The organism is Candidatus Eisenbacteria bacterium (genome assembly GCA_035577985.1).
Classification (GTDB): domain Bacteria; phylum Desulfobacterota; class Binatia; order DP-6; family DP-6; genus DATJZY01.
Genome location: DATJZY010000134.1, coordinates 1 through 18,176, shown reverse-complemented (window position 1 = coordinate 18,176; position 18,176 = coordinate 1). Strand labels below are relative to the sequence as shown.

Below are 18,176 nucleotides of genomic sequence, written 5' to 3'. Positions count from 1 at the left end.
CTCGGGCGTAGATCCTTCGAAATGTCCGAAGGAGGGGATCTCATGCGACGGCTCACGATGGCTCTGGTGATCGGCTCTGCGCTCGCAACCGCCCTGCCCGCGGGGGCGAGGACCCCGGGGGCGGTCTGCCGGCAGGAGTGCCGGCCCCGCGTTCTCGAGCAGTGCGCCGGTCTCACCGGCGCCGAGAAGCGTCGGTGCCGCAGGCCGCTCATCCGCGCCTGCAAGGCTACGACCCCGGCCATCGCGTGCCCGTCGACCGAGGACCTGACGCGCGAGCTCGGCGACCAGCGCCTCGCGATCGCCGACGGCGACATCTCGTCGCTCACGCTCTGCGCGAGCGGCTCGTTCAAGCTGGCCGACCGGGCGTCGGCCGACCCGGGCCAAGGCCTTCAGATCATCACCGAGCGCTCCGGCACGTGGGAAGTTGCCATCGTCGACCGTGCTCCGGCGATCGTCTTCACCGGGGACGACTCGGCGCAGAAGAGCGACGGCCCGGATCCGCTGCCGATCGATCACGACGCCACGGGCGCGCTGCTCGTGGGCGGCCAGACGGCCCAGCAGATCGATGCGGCTGCGGCGTGCGCCGAGCCGGCGGACGGCCCCGACCAGCCAGATCCCGACGACCTCGCTGCGGCCCGCGTCGCGGAGATCGCCCGCGCCGTCAGCGATCGCGCGCTCCAGATCGAAGCACCCGACGGCGATCCCAACCGGCGCGAGGAGCTGCAGCTCTGCAGCTCGGGCCGCATGGTCCAGACGTTCGTAACCGCGGGCCAGCCGTCGACCGTCGAGACGTTCCGCGGCACGTGGACCATCGGTTCGTCGGGTACGCTCGTGCTCACCTTGGACAGCGGCTCGACGGTGGTCTTCGGCGTCGAAGTCGAGGCCGGCGGCGACATCCGGATCGACGACGCGCCGGTCCAGCAGCGCGACGTGCGCGCCGCGTGCGCGGACCTGGATCTCGCAGCTCGCTTCACGACCGCCCTCGAAGGTCACGCCTTCTTCTTCGTCCAGGCTCCGAACGTGCTCACGACCCTCGGGCTGTGCGACACCGGACGCTATGCGATGCGTACCGGCACGACGCAGGTGGGCGAGTGGCGGGTGCGTGCGTCGGGCGGCGTGGCGACGATCGCGATCCAGCCCGACGGACAGTCCCTGCAGGGCGGCTTCGACGTCGCCTTCGACGCCGACGGCAACGTCACGGTCGAGGGAGCCGTGGCGACCGACGATCCGATCGTCGACCTGGCCTGCCAGAGCTGAACGCGGATCGGAGCTTCACGGGTTCACGGGTTCGTCGCGGGGGAACTGCGCGCGATAGCGCTCCCAGGGTGGGATGGCAGCGGGCGGCACGGCGTCGTCCTCCATGGCGCGGATGACCTCTTCCGCGAGCTGGACGCGCAACGTGAGCTCCCGCATTTCGTCGTCGAGCTTCTGGTCGGGCATGGCGCATTCTCTTCCGGAACCGTCCGCTCGCTCAAGCCCGGTGGAGGATCGACCATCGCGCCGACTCAGCCGCCGGCCATCGCGCCGACGACGAGGAACGGCTCGGCGCCCGTCACGACGGCATCGGGCAGCGGCGCATCGGGCGCCTCGTTCGACAGGTCCTCCTGGCAGGCGAAGAAGCGCACGAATGGGCGGCGCCGCTGCGTCGTGTGGTGCCGGATCGTCCCACGCAGCATGGGAAAGCGCGCTTCGAGCGCGTCCAGCACCGTACGTTGCGTGACCGGCCCCTCGACGTCGAGCTCGACCTCGCCCTCGACGCGCGCGAGCTTGCGCAGATGCGTCGGGAGCACGACGCGGATCATGGCAGCGTCTGCACCTCGACGGAGAGCACGGCCGGTAGATCGCGCACGATGGGCGCCCAGCGGTCACCCGCGCTCGCCGATCCGTAGACCTGCCCGCCGGTCGTGCCGAAGTAGACGCCGCACGGATCGAGCGAGTCGACGGCCATGGCGTCGCGCAGCACGTTCACGTAGCAGTCGCGCTGCGGGAGGCCGTTCGTCAGCGGCTCCCACTCGTCGCCGCCCGTCCGGCTGCGGTAGACGCGCAGCTTGCCCTCGGGCGGATAGTGCTCCGAGTCGCTCTTGATCGGCACGACGTAGATGGTCTCCGGCTCGTGCGCGTGCACGTCGATCGCGAAGCCGAAATCGCTCGGCAGGTTGCCGCTGACCTCGCGCCAGGTGCCGCCGGCGTCGTCGCTCCGCATGACGTCCCAGTGCTTCTGCATGAAGAGCACACCTGGGCGCGAGCGGTGCGCCGCGATGTGGTGCACGCAGTGTCCGACTTCGGCGGTCGGGTCGGGAAGCTGCTCGGACCGGAGGCCGCGATTGACGGGCCGCCACGTCGTGCCGCCGTCGTCGGTCCGGAACGTGCCCGCCGACGAGATCGCGATGACGATCCGCTTGGGATCGCGCGGATCGAGCAGGATCGTGTGCAGGCACATGCCGCCGGCACCCGGCTGCCATGACGAGGCGGACTCGTGCGTGCGGAGCCCCGGCAGCTCGTGCCACGACTGCCCGCCGTCGGTCGTCCGGAAGAGCGCGGCGTCCTCGACGCCCGCGTAGACGGTATCGGGATCGGTCGGCGACGGCTCCAGGTGCCACACGCGCGCGAACTCCCACGGGTGGGGCGTGCCGTCGTACCACAGGTGCGTGCCGGGAACGCCGTCGTACGCGAAGTGGTTGTCGACCGGCTCCCACGTCCGGCCGCCGTCGTTCGAGCGCTGGATCAGCTGCCCGAACCAGCTCGTGCCCTGCGACGCGTACAAGCGGTTCGGTTCGGCGGGCGATCCTTTCAAATGGTACATTTCCCAGCCCCCGAAGTGGGGACCGCTGACGTCCCAGCGCTCGCGCTTTCCGTCCGACGTCAGCACGAACGCACCCTTGCGCGTCCCGACCAGTACCCGAACCCCGCTCATGGCGCTTCTCCTCGGCTAGCCGCACCCGCACCGTGCGTGGTGTCGTAGTATCGTCGAACGAGCCGGTTCGAAATCGACATCCGGCCCCAAAGGCGGCGGCGCCCGCTTGCGGCCGGTCGGGGGTCAGGTGACGGGAGGCCGAGCGCTCAGCTCCAGCCCCACTTCTTCTTGTTCTCGGCCACCTGCTCGGCGGTCGGGTGCTCGATCTTCTCGTGCTTCTTCACCGCGAAGTCGCCCGGCGTCTCCATGATCTTGTAGTTGAGCGGGGTGTCGTCCTTGAAGACGTCGGGGACGGCGACCTCCTCGAAGATCGCCTGCCACGGGCACTCGGGTTCGCAGGCGCCGCAATCGATGCACTCGTCGGGATGGATGTAGAGCTGGTTCGGGAACGTCTCCTTGTCGGTGCCGGTGTACTCGTAGATGCAGTCGACCGGACAGACGGCGACGCAGCCGGTGTCCACGCAGTCACGACAGAGACGAGTGATGATGTAGGCCATGGCTCAGCGACTCCTAGCAGCCCGGGTTTTGCCAATGCAACGGGCGAAGACGATCAGCCCCGGCGCCGCTTCGCCTGGCCGGAGGCGGGCTTTCGTGCGACCCGGACGACCTTGTGGGCGGGCGGAACGTACGTCGCCTTCTTCAGAACGGAGAAGAATCCCTTCAGCTGCGCAAGGCCGTTCTCGGCCGCGACCTGCGCCTCGAGATCGCCGCCGTTCGGCGCGAGCGCCGATCCTTCGCCGTGATAGTGGTAGGCGTACAGCATCCGATAGGTCCACTCGACGCGCTCGAGCTCGGTCGTCACGAGCCGCAGTGGACGGATCTGATCCTCGACGTGGCTCTCGTAGAGCATCGTCAGGTGCTTCACGCCCGCCCAGGCGTTGAGGTCCGGATTGAAGCAGCTCTCGCGCGTGGTGCCGTAGTTCTCCCAGGTGGCCTTGATGAACTGGAAGATCCCGCACGCGGTCGAGCTCGGATTCTCGGAGTTCGGGTTCCACCCCGATTCGACGCGGGCGATGGCGAGGATCGACGCGGCAAGGCTGAGGGGCGGGCGCGTTCCCATGAGCGCGGCGATGACCGCACGCATGGACGACTCCTGATTGGCCGCCGGTGCCTGCCCCCAACGCTTCCATGCCTCGGGGTCGCGGGTCGACTTCGGGTCCACGCGACCGATCTCGAGCAGGTCGCGCAGCAGCTCGTCCGAGATGGCGGCCGGGAAACGCAGCTCGCCCCCCGCCTGTCGGGCGCACGCCGGCGTCACGACGAAACCGCCGAGGAGAACGAGCAGGGCGATCGTGTATTTCGTTGCGCCAGGGAGCATTCGCGGTCCTGACGTACGGAAGGCCTCGGCGCCAGTAGCAGACTCGGGAATCGGTTGCCAAGCCCCCCCTTGACCTCGACGCGATCGCCTGCGAAGGAGCCCTCGACGCGAACACGCACCGTGGGGAGGTCGGGGGGCATGGTGAACGTGCGGGTGCTCCAGCTCGAGGTCTCGGCCATCGGCCGGGCGGCGACGTGGCTGCCTTTGCGTCTCGTCGAGCGGTCGGCGGCGTTCGACCCGAACGTTCCACACCCGACGCCCGTCGTGTTCGCGCACGGTTTCCTCGGTGACCGGACGAACTTTCGCGCCGTGAAGCAGGCGCTCGCCGGTCGCGGCGTCACGAACGTCGCCTACTTCGACTACGGCCCGCGCATCGATTGGCCGCGCCTGGCGACGCGGCTCGGGCACGTCGTGTCCGAGGTCTGCCGGGAGACGGGCGTCCGTCGCGTCGACGTCGTCGGGCACAGCTTCGGCGGCCTCGTCGCGCGCTACCTGGTCGACATGGCGCCCGAGGCCCCCGTGCGGCGGCTCGTGACGCTGGGCTCGCCGTACTTCGGCTCGCCGCTGCCGCCCAAGGAGCTCGCCATCTTCGGCGAGCACGATCCCATCGTGCCGCTGCCGCATCCGGTGTACGGGCCGCACGCGCCCCACCTGCGTCCCGGCGGTCGGGTCGTGGTGGTGCCCGATTGCGGCCACTGGGGTCTGCTCGTGCACGAGCGCGTCACGCACGAGGTGACGCGCTTCCTCACGAGCCCGGATCTCGCCCTCACCCACGGCGATCAGCAGCGCCGGTTCGATTTCGCCTCCTGAGCGTTGACATCCCCCGGCGGGCGAGACTACCGCGGGGACGACATGGCAGCGCGCATCGGGCTCGGGCTCATCGGCGCCGGCAAGCACGGTGTCCGCTACGCCAATCACGTCGCGAAGGACTTCCCGCAGCTTCGTCTCGCCGCGCTCTCGCGGCGCGACGCGGAGGCGGGCGCTGCGCTCGCACGCGACGTGGGAGCGCGCTTCCACGCCGACTGGCGGGCGCTCGTGGCCGATCCCGACGTGGCCGCGGTCGTGGTCGTCGTACCCCCGACCCTCCACCGCGAGATCGCAGAGGCGACGGCCGCGGCCGGAAAGGCGCTCCTCATCGAGAAGCCGCTCGCGACGACCGGCGACGACGCCGCCGCGATCGTGCGTGCGATGCGGACCGCGGCCGTCCCGTGCCTCATGGCGCACACGCTGCGCTGGAACGTCGTCGCGCGGGCGGTGCGCGACCTCCTCCCGACGCTCGGGCCGCTGCGCGCACTCGGACTGAACCAGCGCTTCGAGATCTCGTCGCTCGACTGGCTCGATCGTCCCGAGATCTCGGGCGGCGGCATGCTCCTGCATACGGGCGTGCACAGCTTCGATCTCGTACGCTTCCTCACCGGACGCGAGGTCGCGCGCGTGACGTGCCGCACGGCGCGTGTCGCGACGGAGCGGACCGAGGACAACTTCGTCGCGATCCTGGAGCTCGAAGGGAGCGCCGCGCTCGTCACGGTGAGCGGCTGCCGTGCGACCGCCGGCCGCTCCGGGCTGCTCGACGCCGCGTGCGCCGAGGGGCAGGTCGTGGCCGACCATCAGCTCCACTGGGCCTACCGCGTGCGCGGCCTCGAGCGGACGCCGATCGACCTCCCGCCCCCGGCCTTCACGGTGCGCGAGGTCGTGGCCACGTTCGAGGGGCTCCTGCGACGCGGAGAGACCCCGCCCGTCGGGCTCGAGGACGGGGCCCGCGCAGTCGAGGTCGCCGAGGCGTGCCGCGCCGCGGCGGCCGGCGGCGGCACGGTCGACGTCGTCCGGCGCTCGTTCTAGCCCCGGCCCCTCCCGGGCGGGAAAAATGGTTGACACCGGTCCGACCGCCGGCTTAACTGAATCGCAGTTCAGTGATGAAGGCAGCGTCACTCAGGGTCGAGCCCGAAGCGAATCGCTTCGAGCGCCGCAAGGAGCGGACGCGCCAGGAGCTGCTCGCCGCCGCCGTCGGGGTGCTCGCGAAGAAGGGGTTCCACGACACGAAGATCGCCGACATCGCGTCGGCGGCCGACGTCGGAGTCGGAACCTTCTATCTCCACTTCGAGACCAAGGACGCTCTCTTCGACGCGCTCGTCGAGGACACGGTGGGACGCTTGAAGGCGGCCATCGACCACGCGCGCCTCAAGGAGACCGAGCCGGTCGCGCGCCTGCGCAGCGCCAACACCGCCTTCTGCCGGTTCGCGCAGCAGAACCGCGAGGTGTTCCGCATCGTGTTCGGGCACGCCGCCGCGTACCACGACGTCATCCGGCGCGCGCAGGACCTGTTCGCAGCCGACATCGAAGAGAACATCCGCGAGGGGATGGCCACCGGCGCGTTCACCCGCGTGCCGGCCGCAGTCGCCGCCCAGGCCATGGTCGGCATGGCGACGCAGATCCTCTCGTGGTGGACCGAGCACGAATCCATTCCGATGAAGCAGCTCCAGGACGCCATGACGACGATCGCGCTGCACGGGCTCTCGGCCCGCGCACCACAGAGGAAGGGAGCCGAGCGATGACGACCGCCGCAGCCGCCCACGACAGCACGACGAATCCGGTCGACGAGATCGAGGCCCTGCTCACGACGTTCGACCTCACCTACACCTGGAACTACGAGATGGTTCGCAAGGAGCTGACGAACCTCTACGAGAAGGCGAAGCGCGATCAGTGGAACGCCACCGACCAGCTCGCCTGGGACACCCCGGTCGATCCCGAGGCGGAGCTGGTCCCCGACTTCCAGATCCCGATCTACGGGACGCACATCTGGGAGAAGCTGACGCCGGGCGAGGTGAAGAAGCTCCGCCGCGAAGCGCTTTCGTGGACGCTCTCGCAGTTCATGCACGGCGAGCAGGGCGCGCTCCTCGCGACCGCCCAGATCGTCGACGCGACGCCGTCCATCGAGAGCAAGTTCTACGGGGCGACGCAGGTGATGGACGAGGCGCGCCACGTCGAGGTGTACAGCCGGTACCTGCACGAGAAGCTGACGCGGCAGTACCCGTGCAACGTCCACCTGAAGACGATGCTCGACCAGATCCTCACCGACGGGCGCTGGGACATGAAGTACCTGGGCATGCAGATCATGGTCGAAGGGCTCGCGATGGCGGCGTTCGGCTTCATGCACAAGATGTGCAACGAGCCGCTGCTGACCGACCTCACGCACTACGTGATGCGCGACGAGTCGCGTCACGTGGCCTTCGGCGTCCTCTCCTTGAACGACTACTTCATGGACATGAAGGCGTCCGAGAAGCGGGACCGCGAGGAGTTCCTCGCCGAGGGATGCCGCCTCATGCGCGACCGCCTGCTCATGGAGGACGTCTGGGTCGAGATGGGCTGGCCGGTGGACGAGGTCCGCGAGATCGTGCTTCACTCGCCCCAGATGCAGGAGTTCCGCAAGATGCTCTTCTCGAAGATCGTACCGAACGTGAAGCGCCTCGGGCTCCTCACGCCGTTCGTGCGCGAGCGCTTCGCGGAGCTCGGCATCCTGCAGTTCGAGAACGAGGAGCCGTCCGCCTGAGCGCAGAGGGCGCGCCCAGAGCCCTCACACGGATCGCCCCCTGGGCGGTCACGCTCGTCATCTTCGGGATCCTCTTCTGGAAGATCCCGGTGGCTCGCGTCGTCGAAGCGCTGGAGGGCGCCCGCTGGGGCACCTTCATCGCGCTCATGGTGCCCTACTCGCTCTTCTTCTGCGCGGTCGACGCGGCGGTCGTGCGCCAGGCCGTCACCTGGTTCAACGTCCCCGTCCGCTACGCCGACGTGTTCCCGATCCGCGCCACGACCTACATCCTCACGCTGCTCAATACGCAGCTGGGCCAGGGCGGGCTCGCCGTCTTCCTGCACAAGCGCTACGGGATCCCGTTCTGGCAGGTGACGGGTACGGTGCTGGTCGTCGCCCTGGTCGAGATCTACCAGCTCGCGGTCTACTCGTTCGTCGGCGCGACGCTCACCGGCGAGCTCGGGCGGTCGGTGTCTCCCTGGCCGTACGCGATCCTCGCCGCCTATCTCGCGCTGCACCTCTGGTACTTCTCGCGGCCGCGTGGCGGACGCATCGGCTCCGCGCAGCTCCTGCAGACGTTCTTTCGCGCGAAGCCCTGGCAGTACCTCGTGCTGCTCCTCTTGAAGACGCCGAACCTCCTCGCGGCGGTCACGGTGTACTGGCTCGCGCTCCCGCTCTTCGGCGTCCACCTCCCGTTCATGGCGTTGCTCACCTACCTGCCCCTCATCTTCTTCTTCTCCGCGATGCCCGCGGCCGCAAAGCTCGGGCCGGCGCAGGCGGCGTGGGTGTACTTCTTCGGCGATCGCGCGCCCGAGGCGAGCCTGGTCGCCTACAGCCTCGCGGCCCACCTGACGTTCCTGATGATGAACGCGCTTCTCGGGCTGTGCTTCCTCAAGCCGGCGATGCGCCAGCTCCACGCGCCGGCAGAGCCCGCAGGAACAGCGCTCCCGCGTTGAGCGCGACGACGATCACGCCGCCGGCGGCGAGGAGCGCCGGCCACACCGCCGACGGCAGCGCGACGCTGCCCGCGACGAGGCCGACCAAGGCATAGTTGCTGACGCCGGCCGCGTGCCCGAGGAGCGAGTAGGAGCGCGCCGGTCGCCCGCTCGTCCGACTCCGCCGGACCGACGCCACGAGATACGCGGTCGCCGAGCCGGCGATGGCGAGCGGCACGAGCCACGACAGACGGTCGCTCGCGGCCGCCGCGATCGTCCCGGTGAGCACGAAGACGACGTCCGCGACGGCGTCGAGCAGCGCGCCGTACGGCGTCGTGCGTCCCGACCGGCGCGCGAGCGGCCCGTCGACGTAGTCGCTCGTCGCCGCGACGGCGAAGACGCCGAGCGACGTCCACCCGCCGGCGGCGAGCGCGAACGGAAACGCGCCCGCCATCGCGAGACGAAGGAGGCCCAGCAGGTCGGCGACGACGCCTATCGCTTGGTCCCCTCGGTCACGCGAATGGGACGCCGCGTGCGATCGCGCCGCAGCAGGACGTAAAGCGCTCCGGCGCCGCCGTCGACCGCCCGCGCGCTGGTGAACGCGAGCACGTGACGTCCGATCCGCCCGCGCGCGAGCCACGTCTTCATGCGCTCCTTCAGGACCGGGATCTGGTCCTTGGAATTGAGCCCGCGCCCGTGCACCACGAGCAGGCAGCGCAGCCCTGCCCGCGCACCCTCGACGACGAAGCGCTCGACGGCGTCGCGCGCGACGGCGGCCGTCATGCCGTGCAGATCGAGGTGGGCCTGCCACGCGAAGTCGCCGCGCCGCAGCCGGCGAACGACGCGCGGGTCGAGGCCCAGGACGTGCCCCTCCAGGTACTCGCGCGTCTCGCTGATGTCGAAGGTGCCGTCGCCGTTCACCAGATCCGAGAGGGTGGCGAGCGCCTCGGCCTCCTCGGTCACGACCGAGCGCGGCTCCGCGGCGGGCGCCGGTCCCGCGATCCGCTCGCGCTCGTGGGCGGCCAGACGTGCGACGCCCTGCATGGCGTTGGAGAAGAGGATCGCGTCGTCGGGCGGTGGCGGCGCCTTCGGCGCCGGCTTCACGGTCGGGGGCGGCGGGGCGTGTGTCTCGAGGCGCTGACGCAGGCCCCGGAACGGCGCGTTCAGCGGAGCATCGGCGCGCGCGCGCTTCGAGGCGTCAGCGCCGGCGCGTGGACCACGCCGGGCCATACCGGCGATCTATCATCACGCGCCGGCGCGACGCTACTAGCACGCCGACCCAGGACTACGTCTCGGGTCGGGGTAGGACGCGAGGGTGTCGCGTTCGTGGTACGCGCGACCGGCATGCCGCGGCCAGCCGAGCTGGCGCGGCAGTGGAGGAACGCTCGAGGACGTGGGACGGCATCTCAGCTGTGCTGCTCCAGGACTTTCGTGTCGAGCGGGCAGCCGCGCTCGTCGGCGAGCTGCTGAAGCGCGCGCCACGCCAGCTTCGACGGCAGCACGTGCCCGTTCTCCCACCGCGAGACGGTGGAGAACGTGACGCTCAGCGCTTGCGCGAGACCTTCCTGGGTGAGGCCGGCCCGCTGCCGCCAAGCGCGGATGATGCGTCCGGCGTCGCTCGGCGGGTTGGAGGGGATCGGGGTGGTCGCGTTTGCTTGCATAGGCGTCTCGCTGTGGCCGGAAGCAACCCAGGTGCCAGGGCACAACCCCCCGAAAAGTCTCGGAGGGAGGCTGACGCGGCCGGTGCCTTATCGCCGCTCACAGCCTTGTCGTCCAATTCATGACGCTTGCCTTGCCCCATCCCTGGGCCGTTGCTAATGCCCGGCCCGGATGCCCACCCCGCAGGAGCTGCTCGAGCGACTGAAGATCATCCCGTATCCGGGCTTCACGCGGGACATCGTGTCGTTCGGCGTCGTGCGCGACATCGAGGTGTCGGCGAGCGGCGTCACCGTGCGGCTCGCGCCGAGCACGGCCAAGGAAGACGTCGTGCAGGAGATCGCCCGCGCCGTGCACCAGGCGATCGCCGCCACGCCGGGCGTCACCGGCACGATCGAGATCGTACGCGAGCAGGCCGAGCAGCCGGCGGCGCGTCGCGGCCCCCAGCCGATCCCCGGCGTCGAGCACGTGATCGCGGTCTCGAGCGGCAAGGGCGGCGTCGGCAAGTCGACCGTCGCCACCAACCTCGCCCTCGCCCTCGCGACGCTGCGCGCGAACGTCGGCCTCATGGACGCCGACGTCTACGGTCCGTCGGTGCCGCTCATGCTCGGCATCACCGAGAAGTCGGGGCCAGGCGAGGGACGCCGGCTCGTCCCGATCGAGCGCTACGGCCTGCGGGTCATGTCGATGGGCTTCTTCGTCGCCGACGAGACGCCGATCATCTGGCGCGGCCCGATGCTGACCAAGCTCATCACCGAGTTCCTGCGCAACTGCGACTGGGGCCAGCTCGACCTCCTCGTGCTCGATCTCCCGCCCGGCACCGGCGACGTGCAGCTGACGCTCACGCAGCAGGTGCCGATCACGGGCGGCATCGTGGTCACGACGCCGCAGGACGTGGCGCTCGCCGACGTGCGGCGCGGCATCCAGATGTTCCGCCAGGTGAACGCGCCCGTGCTCGGCGTGATCGAGAACATGAGCTACCACCTCTGCCCCGGCTGCGGCGCGCGCGCCGAGCTGTTCGGTCACGGCGGCGGCGCGAGCATGGCGCGCGAGCTCGGCGTGCCGTTCCTGGGGGAGCTGCCGCTCGTGCGCGCCGTGCGCGAGGCGGCCGACGCCGGCCGCCCGATCGTCGTCGCCGAGCCGTCGCACCCCGTGTCGCGCGCCTATCGCGAGATCGCCGAGCGGGTGCTGGTGCGGCTCGACGAGGCGACGCGGCGCCAAGCGGCGGCCGCGGCGCCCCGGCCGCCAGGTCTCACGGTTCTGCGGTAGCCGCCCACCCGTTCGGGCGTCAGGTCGGGCTGGGAAGCCCCGCTACCTCGATCGCCGGGTTCCGCTCCTCGCGCACCTCGTCGAGCCGCGTGTAGATGTTCGCCTTCAGCTCGGCCTGCGACGGGATCACCCAGAAGCGCTGGTCGCGAATTCCCTGGAAGACCGCGTCGGCGACGACCGACGGCGGATAGCCGGTCTCGAGCCCGGCGCGCAGCATCGCGTCCATCGCCATGCCGCCCGCGCTCGGCGCGGCCGTTCCCGGCTCCCGACGATCGGCGGGACGATTGCGCTCGGCATTCATGAGGTTGGTGTTGATGAGGCCCGGACACACCACCGACGCGCGGAGCGCCGACCCCGTCGCGCAGAGCTCCTTGTAGAGGCACTCCATCGCCGCGACGACGCCGAACTTGGTCACGCAGTAGACGTCGAGATACGGCGCGGTCGTGAGCCCCGCCAGTGATGCGGTCGACACGACGTGGCCCTCGCTGCCGGCCTCGAGCATGCGCGGCACGAAGCTCCGGATGCCGTAGAGGACCCCCAGGAGGTTCACGTCGACGACCCAGCGAAGATCCGACACGGAGTTCTCGAAGATCGCGCCGGTCACCTCGACGCCGGCGTTGTTGAAGACGACGTGCACGGCGCCGAACTGCTCGTAGGCGCGGCGCGCGAGGGCGTCGACCTGCTCGGGCTTCGTGACGTCGGTCCGGACCGCGAGCACCGTCGCGCCCCGCGCAGCGAGCCGTTCGGATGCCGCCCGTAGCGCGCCCTCCTCGACGTCCGCGAGCACCATCCTCATGCCTTCGGCCGCCAGGCGCTCGGCGGTCGCGAGACCGATGCCCGATGCGCTCCCGGTGACGACCGCTACGCGTCCTCTGAATTCCTTCATGCCCCCGCGTCTAACACGAGGAGCATGCCGGGCGGCAAGCGGGTCAGTCGGTCGCGGCCTGCGCGCGCGGCTGCGATCGCAGCGAGTGTACGAGCACCAGCGCCACGCCGATCGAGATCGCCGAGTCGGCGACGTTGAACATCGGCCAGTCGAAGCCCCGGTAATGGAGGTGGACGAAATCGACCACCTCGCCGTAGCGGACGCGGCAGATGAAGTTGCCGGCGGCGCCGCCGAGGATGCCGCCGAGCGCGCCCGCGACCCACAGCTCGTCGGCGCGCACCTGGCGGAGGTACGACCAGAGCGTCGCGACGGCGACGACCGTGACGACCACGAAGAGCGGCAAGCGCAGCGCCACCGGGAGGTCGCGCAGGAGCCCGAACGCGGCCCCGGTGTTGCGCACGTACGTGAGGGACAGGAACGGGAGCAGCGGGATCGATTCGTAGAGCGTCATCGTGTGCTCGACGAGCGTCTTCGTCGCCTGGTCGACGACGACGACGCAGACGGCCACCAGCGCGGCGAGACGTAGCCGCCGGTCGATCACGGAACGACCCCGGCGCAGCGCTCGCAGAGCGCCGGATGGTCGGGGCGCGTGCCGAGCTGGCGCGCGTTCCAGCAGCGCTCGCACTTGCCGCCGGACGCCTTCTCGACCTCGACCCGCAGCGCGGCGGACGCGCGGACTTCCAGGTCGCCCAGGATGAGGAACGATCGCACGTCGTCGGTCGCGCGTAGCAGCTCGGCGACCGCCGGCGTCGCATGGATCACCGCCTTGGCCTCGCTCGACTGCTTCACCACGCCGGCGCGCCGTGCGTCCTCGATCGCCTTCGTCACCTCGCCGCGCAGCTCGAGGAGCTTGTCGTAGCGGGTGCCGAGCGCGGCGTCGCTCCACTCGGCCGGCGCCTCGGGCAGGCCTGCGAGGAAGACGCTCGGGGTCGGAGCACCGGGAAGGAACCCCCACGCCTCCTCGGCCGTGAAGGAGAGGACCGGCGCCATGAGGCGCAGCAGCGTGTCGCAGACCGCGTGCATCGCCGTCTGCGTCGCGCGGCGCTCGGGACTCGTCGCCTTCTCGCAGTACAGGCGGTCCTTGCGGACGTCGAGGTAGAGCGACGAGAGGTCCACCGCGCAGAAGTTGTTGAGCGCGTGATAGATCAGGTGGAACTCGTAGGCTTCGTAGGCCTCGCGCACGCGCTCGATGAGGCCGTGCGTGCGGTGCAGGATCCAGCGCTCCAGCTCAGGGAGCCGCGCGGTGGCGATCGCGTCGCGCGCCGGGTCGAAGTCGTACAGATTCGAGAGCAGGAAGCGCGCTGTGTTGCGGATCCGCCGGTAGGCTTCGGAGAGGGTCGCGAAGATCTCGTCCGAGATGCGGACGTCCTCGCGGTAGTCCTCGGCCGCCACCCACAGGCGCAGGATCTCGGCGCCGTACTTCTTGATGAGCTGGTTGGGCGCGACCGCGTTGAAGCTCGACTTCGACATCTTGCGGCCCTGGCCGTCGAGCGTGAAGCCGTGCGTGAGCACGACGTCGAACGGCGCCCGCTCGGCGACGGCGACGCGCGTGAGGAGCGCGGAGTGGAACCAGCCGCGATGCTGATCGCTCCCTTCCAGGTACATGTCGGCGTGCCCGCCGAGCTCGGGACGCTTCTCGACCACGGCGGACCAGCTCGCGCCCGAGTCGAACCAGACGTCGAGGATGTCGGTCTCGCGACGGAACGTCGTGCCGCCGCACGCGTCGCACGTGAAGCCCGGGGGGACGAGGTCCGCCACCGGCCGCCGGAACCAGGCGTCGGCGCCCTCGCGCTCGAAGATGCCGGCCACGTGATCGCACAGGGCTCGGCTGAAGTGCGCCTTCCCGCAGGCCTCGCAGTAGACGGCGACGATCGGCACGCCCCAGTCACGCTGGCGCGAGATGCACCAGTCGGGCCGGGCGGAGATCATGCCGTAGATGCGATCGCGGCCCCACGGCGGCACCCACTTCACCCGATCGATCTCGTCGAGCGCGCGCTGGCGCAGGTGCGCGCGGTCCATGCCGACGAACCACTGCTCCGTGGCGCGGAACACGATCGGGTTCTTGCAGCGCCAGCAGTGCGGGTAGCTGTGGACGAAGTCCTCGGCGGCGAGCAGCGTGCCCGCCGACCGCAGATGCGCCACGATCTTCGGGTCGGCGTCGAAGACGCGCTCGCCCTTCCACTCGGGCACCTCGTCGGTGAAGCGCCCGCGATCGTCGACCGGGGCGTAGACGTCGAGCTTGTAGCGGAGCCCGGTCTGGTAGTCGTCGTGACCGTGACCGGGGGCGGTGTGGACGAGGCCCGTGCCGCTCTCGAGCGTCACGTAGTCGGCGAGCACGACCGGCACCTCGCGATCGAGCCACGGATGCCGCGCCCGCATGCCCTCGAGATCGCGCCCGCGCACGCGCGCGAGCTCGCGCGGTACGCTCGGGAGACGCATCGCCTTGGCGAGTGTCTCGACGCGCTCGGCGGCGACGAGGAGCTTCCGCCCGCCGGCGTCGACGACGACGTACTCGTGCTCGGGATGGACGGCGATCGCGAGGCTCGCGGGCAGCGTCCACGGGGTGGTCGTCCAGGCCGCCGCCGCGACGCCGTCGACGCCGGCGACGGGCGCCGTGAGCGCGTAGGCGACGTACACCGACGGCGACGTGAGATCGGCGTACTCGACCTCGGCTTCGGCGAGCGCCGTCGCGCACGACGCGCACCAGTGGACCGGCTTCTTGCCCCGATAGAGGAGCCCCACCTCGATGCAGCGTCCGAGGACGCGGATCTCCTCGGCCTCGTAGCCGAAGTCCATCGTGAGGTACGGGTGCTCCCAGTCGGCGAGAACCCCGAGGCGCTGGAACTCCTGCCGCTGGATGCCGACGTACTTGCTCGCGTACTGCCGGCACAGCTCACGGACCTCCGGCTTCGGCATCGCGTCCTTCTTGGCGCGCCCGATCTCCTTCTCGACCTGAAGCTCGATCGGCAGCCCGTGACAATCCCACCCGGGGATGTACGGCGTGTAGCGGCCCATCATCGCCCGCGACTTCACGACGATGTCCTTCAGGATCTTGTTGAGGGCGTGGCCGATGTGGATGTTGCCGTTCGCGTACGGCGGGCCGTCGTGGAGGACGAACGGCGGCTTGCCCCGATTGTGCTCGAGGAGCTGGCGGTAGACGTCCATCTGCGCCCACCGCTCGAGCGTCGCCGGCTCGCGCTGCGCGAGGTTCGCCTTCATGGGGAACTCGGTGCGCGGCAGGTTCAGGGTGTCCTTGTAGTCCATCGGCGGAGCGGCCGACCGTAGCAGCGGCCCTGGGGCCTTTCAAAGGAGAGGCCGACTGCGCTAGTGAGCGGCATGAGCCGGATCTTCGGTGCAATCCGCCAGAACGGCTACGTCGTGCGCGACATCGAGGCCGCGCTGCGCCATTGGACGACCGTCCTCGGCGTCGGTCCCTTCTTCTACTTCGAGCGCGCGCCGATCACCGAGTTCACCTATCGCGGCAAGCCCTCGCCGCTCGAGGTGTCGATCGCGCTCGGCAACTCCGGCGACCTGCAGATCGAGCTGATCCAGCAGCGGGGCGACGCGCCGTCGATGTACCGCGACTTCCTCGCCGCCGGGCGCGAGGGCCTCCAGCACGTGGCCTACTGGACGAACACGTTCGAGGCCGACCTCGAGCGCTGCCTCGCCGCCGGCTGCGTCGTCGAACAGGCGGGCGTCGCGGGCGGCGCCAACGGCCGCTTCGTCTACTTCGACACCGAGGCGCACCCGGGCACGGTGGTCGAGCTGTCCGACTCGAGTGGGGCCAAGGGCGCCTTCTTCCGGCACATCGCCGAGGTCGCGCGCGAGTGGGACGGCAACGATCCGATCCGGAGGATGTGATCCTCAGCGCACCGCGAGCGCCGCGACGACGACGCGCACGAGCGTCGCGAGCTTCGCGCGATGCGCTTCGCTCGTGAGCGGCGGCTTCGCCGAATGCTCGACGCCGTGCGCGCCGGCCATGAGCAGGTCGGCGATCGCATCGGGCGTGAGACCGATCCGGCGCGGCGTCACCTCACCTCGGCGGATGGCGTCGGCGATCGCCTTGGTGAGAAGCTGCGCGTAGGCGGCGTCGGCCTTGGCCAGGATGTCGGCCCCGAGCTGGCTCGTCGAGTCGATCAGCTCGCTCGCGTGCGGCGAGCCATGGAGCAAGTCGTGGAAGAAGCCGAACTTCGCCCCGAGGATGGCGCCGAGGCGCGCCTCGAGCGTCCCCCGCAGCGCCGCGGCCCGGCGCGCCTGGGCGAGCACGCCGTCGAGCACGCGCCGCGAGAGCGCGCGGAAGATCGCTTCCTTCGTCTCGAAGTAGAGGTAGACGGTGCCCTTGGCGATGCCGGCCTCGCGCGCGATGTCGTCGATGGAGGTGCGGCGGTAGCCATAGCGGCCGAACAGCAGGAGCGCGGCGTCGAGGATGACGGTGCGCTTGTCGTCGGGCGTGCGCCGGGCGGCGGTGGCGGCGCGGGCCATCAGTCCTTCAGCTCGATCAGGATCTCGCGAAAGCGCGTCCGGCTTCGGTTGACGGCCCGCTCGACGCCGCCGCGCGGCACGCAGAAGACGGTGCCGGGCTCGACCGGGATCGTCAGGCGCTGCCCGCCGTCCGAGTCGGCGTCGATGCTCGTGCCCTCGATGATGCACAGGAGGTAGTCCATGGTGTGCTCGTGTCGTGCCGAGGCCTCGCCCGGCTCGAGCAGCATCTCCCAGACCTTCACCCGCTCGTTCTCGAACAGGAGCCGGGTCGCGACGTCCCCCAGGGGTTCGGCGTCCGCCATGCCCCTGGATACCTGAATGACCCATTGCATTCAATCGGTCAGTGTGGTCAGAAGCGGCCCATGGCGAACGTTCTCGTCACCGGCTGCTCGAGTGGCTTCGGACTGCTGACGGCGCTCCGCTTCGCGCGCGCCGGCGACCGGGTGCTCGCGACGATGCGCACCCCGGCGAAGGCGCCCAGGGAGCTCGCCGCGGCGGTCGAGGAGCGCCTGTCGATCCGCGTCGCCCGGCTCGACGTCTGCGACCAGGCGTCGGTCGACGCCGCCGTGCGCGAGGCGGGCGACGTCGACGTGCTGGTGAACAACGCCGGCATCGAGCTGCGCTCGTCGATCGAGGACGCGACCCCGGACGACGTCCACAAGCAGTTCGACACCAACGTCTTCGGCACGCTGCGCGTGATCCGCGCGGTGTTGCCGCGCATGCGCTCGCGGCGCACCGGCACGATCGTCAACGTCTCGTCCATCGCCGGACTCGTCGCGCGGCCGTACGGCGGCTACTACTCCGCCAGCAAGCACGCGCTCGAAGCCATCTCCGAGGCGCTCCACTTCGAGGTGCACCCGTTCGGGGTGCGCGTGGTCCTGATCGAGCCCGGGCAGTATGGGACGCGGCTTCTGGACAATGCGTTCCCCGGCGCAGGATTCACGTCCAAGTCGCCCTACTGGGCGTACTCCGAGCGCTTCGACGAACGGCTCGTGCGGCTGCGTCCCGGCGGCGAGATGGCCGATCCCGCCGAGGTCGCGAACCTCATCTACGACGCCGTCCACGATCCCGCCCCGAAGCTGCGCTACCTCGCCGGCGAGGACGCGCACATGATCGCGACCGCCTACAAGCAGATGGACTTCGAGCAGTACGAGCAGATGATGCGCCAGTCGCTCGACTGGCGAGACTGA

General features: G+C 70.2%; 22 protein-coding genes. 9 read left to right on the top strand and 13 right to left on the bottom strand.

Annotated elements, in window-relative coordinates:
* Positions 1–42: 42 nt before the first annotated feature.
* Positions 43–1,257: a hypothetical protein gene (locus tag VMS22_19735; GenBank protein HXJ36271.1), complete on the top strand. Its 1,215-nt coding sequence runs from the start codon at positions 43–45 to the stop codon at positions 1,255–1,257.
* A gap of 15 nt (positions 1,258–1,272) precedes the next feature.
* Here the strand turns inward: VMS22_19735 and VMS22_19730 are convergent, their stop codons facing one another.
* The 5 genes from VMS22_19730 to VMS22_19710 form a co-directional block, all read right to left on the bottom strand.
* A complete protein-coding gene (locus VMS22_19730) occupies positions 1,273–1,440 on the bottom strand; it encodes a hypothetical protein (GenBank protein ID HXJ36270.1) in 168 nt (55 codons plus the stop codon).
* 65 nt (positions 1,441–1,505) lie between these two features.
* A complete protein-coding gene (locus VMS22_19725) occupies positions 1,506–1,802 on the bottom strand; it encodes a MoaD/ThiS family protein (protein ID HXJ36269.1) in 297 nt (98 codons plus the stop codon).
* The gene (locus VMS22_19720; protein HXJ36268.1) at positions 1,799–2,914 is read right to left on the bottom strand and encodes a sialidase family protein; all 1,116 of its coding nucleotides are present in this window, start codon (positions 2,912–2,914) and stop codon (positions 1,799–1,801) included. Before VMS22_19720 ends, VMS22_19725 begins: the two co-directional genes overlap by 4 nt.
* A 146-nt stretch (positions 2,915–3,060) precedes the next feature.
* Positions 3,061–3,411 carry a ferredoxin family protein gene (locus VMS22_19715; GenBank protein ID HXJ36267.1) on the bottom strand — a complete coding sequence of 117 codons (351 nt, stop codon included), beginning with the start codon at positions 3,409–3,411 and terminating at the stop codon, positions 3,061–3,063.
* 53 nt (positions 3,412–3,464) lie between these two features.
* Positions 3,465–4,232, bottom strand: coding sequence for a transglycosylase SLT domain-containing protein (locus tag VMS22_19710; GenBank protein ID HXJ36266.1), 768 nt, complete (start codon positions 4,230–4,232; stop codon positions 3,465–3,467).
* Positions 4,233–4,370: 138 nt separating this feature from the next.
* Between VMS22_19710 and VMS22_19705 the strand changes: the two genes are divergently transcribed.
* The 5 genes from VMS22_19705 (at position 4,371) to VMS22_19685 (ending at position 8,714) form a co-directional block, all read left to right on the top strand.
* Entirely contained in the window at positions 4,371–5,042 is a 672-nt protein-coding gene (locus tag VMS22_19705; protein HXJ36265.1) for an alpha/beta fold hydrolase, read from the top strand.
* Between the two features lie 42 nt (positions 5,043–5,084).
* Positions 5,085–6,071, top strand: a complete 987-nt coding sequence (locus VMS22_19700) for a Gfo/Idh/MocA family oxidoreductase (GenBank protein HXJ36264.1) — start codon at positions 5,085–5,087, stop codon at positions 6,069–6,071.
* 74 nt (positions 6,072–6,145) lie between these two features.
* A complete protein-coding gene (locus VMS22_19695; protein ID HXJ36263.1) occupies positions 6,146–6,784 on the top strand; it encodes a TetR/AcrR family transcriptional regulator in 639 nt (212 codons plus the stop codon).
* Entirely contained in the window at positions 6,781–7,779 is a 999-nt protein-coding gene (locus VMS22_19690; protein HXJ36262.1) for a ferritin-like domain-containing protein, read from the top strand. Before VMS22_19695 ends, VMS22_19690 begins: the two co-directional genes overlap by 4 nt.
* Positions 7,776–8,714 (top strand): lysylphosphatidylglycerol synthase domain-containing protein, encoded by a 939-nt coding sequence (locus VMS22_19685; protein HXJ36261.1) that lies wholly within the window; start codon positions 7,776–7,778, stop codon positions 8,712–8,714. Before VMS22_19690 ends, VMS22_19685 begins: the two co-directional genes overlap by 4 nt.
* On the opposite strand, the gene VMS22_19680 is transcribed toward VMS22_19685, so the two are convergent.
* From VMS22_19680 to VMS22_19670, 3 genes are all read right to left on the bottom strand, one after another.
* Complete coding sequence (locus tag VMS22_19680) at positions 8,650–9,168, bottom strand: CDP-alcohol phosphatidyltransferase family protein (GenBank protein ID HXJ36260.1); 519 nt, start codon at positions 9,166–9,168, stop codon at positions 8,650–8,652. The genes VMS22_19685 and VMS22_19680 overlap by 65 nt on opposite strands.
* Positions 9,169–9,185: 17 nt before the next feature.
* Positions 9,186–9,923 carry a Smr/MutS family protein gene (locus tag VMS22_19675; protein ID HXJ36259.1) on the bottom strand — a complete coding sequence of 246 codons (738 nt, stop codon included), beginning with the start codon at positions 9,921–9,923 and terminating at the stop codon, positions 9,186–9,188.
* Positions 9,924–10,099: 176 nt separating this feature from the next.
* On the bottom strand, positions 10,100–10,354 hold the full coding sequence (locus VMS22_19670) for a helix-turn-helix transcriptional regulator (protein ID HXJ36258.1): 255 nt from the start codon (positions 10,352–10,354) through the stop codon (positions 10,100–10,102).
* Between the two features lie 169 nt (positions 10,355–10,523).
* Here VMS22_19670 and VMS22_19665 point away from each other — a divergent pair, with 169 nt between their 5' ends.
* Positions 10,524–11,618 carry an Mrp/NBP35 family ATP-binding protein gene (locus tag VMS22_19665; protein HXJ36257.1) on the top strand — a complete coding sequence of 365 codons (1,095 nt, stop codon included), beginning with the start codon at positions 10,524–10,526 and terminating at the stop codon, positions 11,616–11,618.
* 19 nt (positions 11,619–11,637) lie between these two features.
* Here the strand turns inward: VMS22_19665 and VMS22_19660 are convergent, their stop codons facing one another.
* Genes VMS22_19660 through ileS form a run of 3 tightly spaced genes read right to left on the bottom strand, consistent with a single transcriptional unit; the run spans position 11,638 to position 15,768 of the window.
* On the bottom strand, positions 11,638–12,504 hold the full coding sequence (locus tag VMS22_19660) for an SDR family NAD(P)-dependent oxidoreductase (protein ID HXJ36256.1): 867 nt from the start codon (positions 12,502–12,504) through the stop codon (positions 11,638–11,640).
* Positions 12,505–12,547: 43 nt separating this feature from the next.
* On the bottom strand, positions 12,548–13,045 hold the full coding sequence (gene lspA, locus VMS22_19655) for a signal peptidase II (protein ID HXJ36255.1): 498 nt from the start codon (positions 13,043–13,045) through the stop codon (positions 12,548–12,550).
* Positions 13,042–15,768 (bottom strand): isoleucine--tRNA ligase, encoded by a 2,727-nt coding sequence (gene ileS / locus VMS22_19650; GenBank protein ID HXJ36254.1) that lies wholly within the window; start codon positions 15,766–15,768, stop codon positions 13,042–13,044. Before ileS ends, lspA begins: the two co-directional genes overlap by 4 nt.
* A 72-nt stretch (positions 15,769–15,840) precedes the next feature.
* On the opposite strand from ileS, the gene VMS22_19645 reads away from it, so the two are divergent.
* The gene (locus tag VMS22_19645) at positions 15,841–16,365 is read left to right on the top strand and encodes a VOC family protein (protein HXJ36253.1); all 525 of its coding nucleotides are present in this window, start codon (positions 15,841–15,843) and stop codon (positions 16,363–16,365) included.
* Between the two features lie 3 nt (positions 16,366–16,368).
* Here the strand turns inward: VMS22_19645 and VMS22_19640 are convergent, their stop codons facing one another.
* A complete protein-coding gene (locus tag VMS22_19640) occupies positions 16,369–16,986 on the bottom strand; it encodes a helix-turn-helix domain-containing protein (protein HXJ36252.1) in 618 nt (205 codons plus the stop codon).
* Positions 16,986–17,288 (bottom strand): hypothetical protein, encoded by a 303-nt coding sequence (locus VMS22_19635; protein HXJ36251.1) that lies wholly within the window; start codon positions 17,286–17,288, stop codon positions 16,986–16,988. The genes VMS22_19640 and VMS22_19635 overlap by 1 nt, the downstream gene beginning before the upstream one ends.
* Positions 17,289–17,348: 60 nt before the next feature.
* Between VMS22_19635 and VMS22_19630 the strand changes: the two genes are divergently transcribed.
* On the top strand, positions 17,349–18,176 hold the full coding sequence (locus tag VMS22_19630) for an SDR family oxidoreductase (GenBank protein HXJ36250.1): 828 nt from the start codon (positions 17,349–17,351) through the stop codon (positions 18,174–18,176).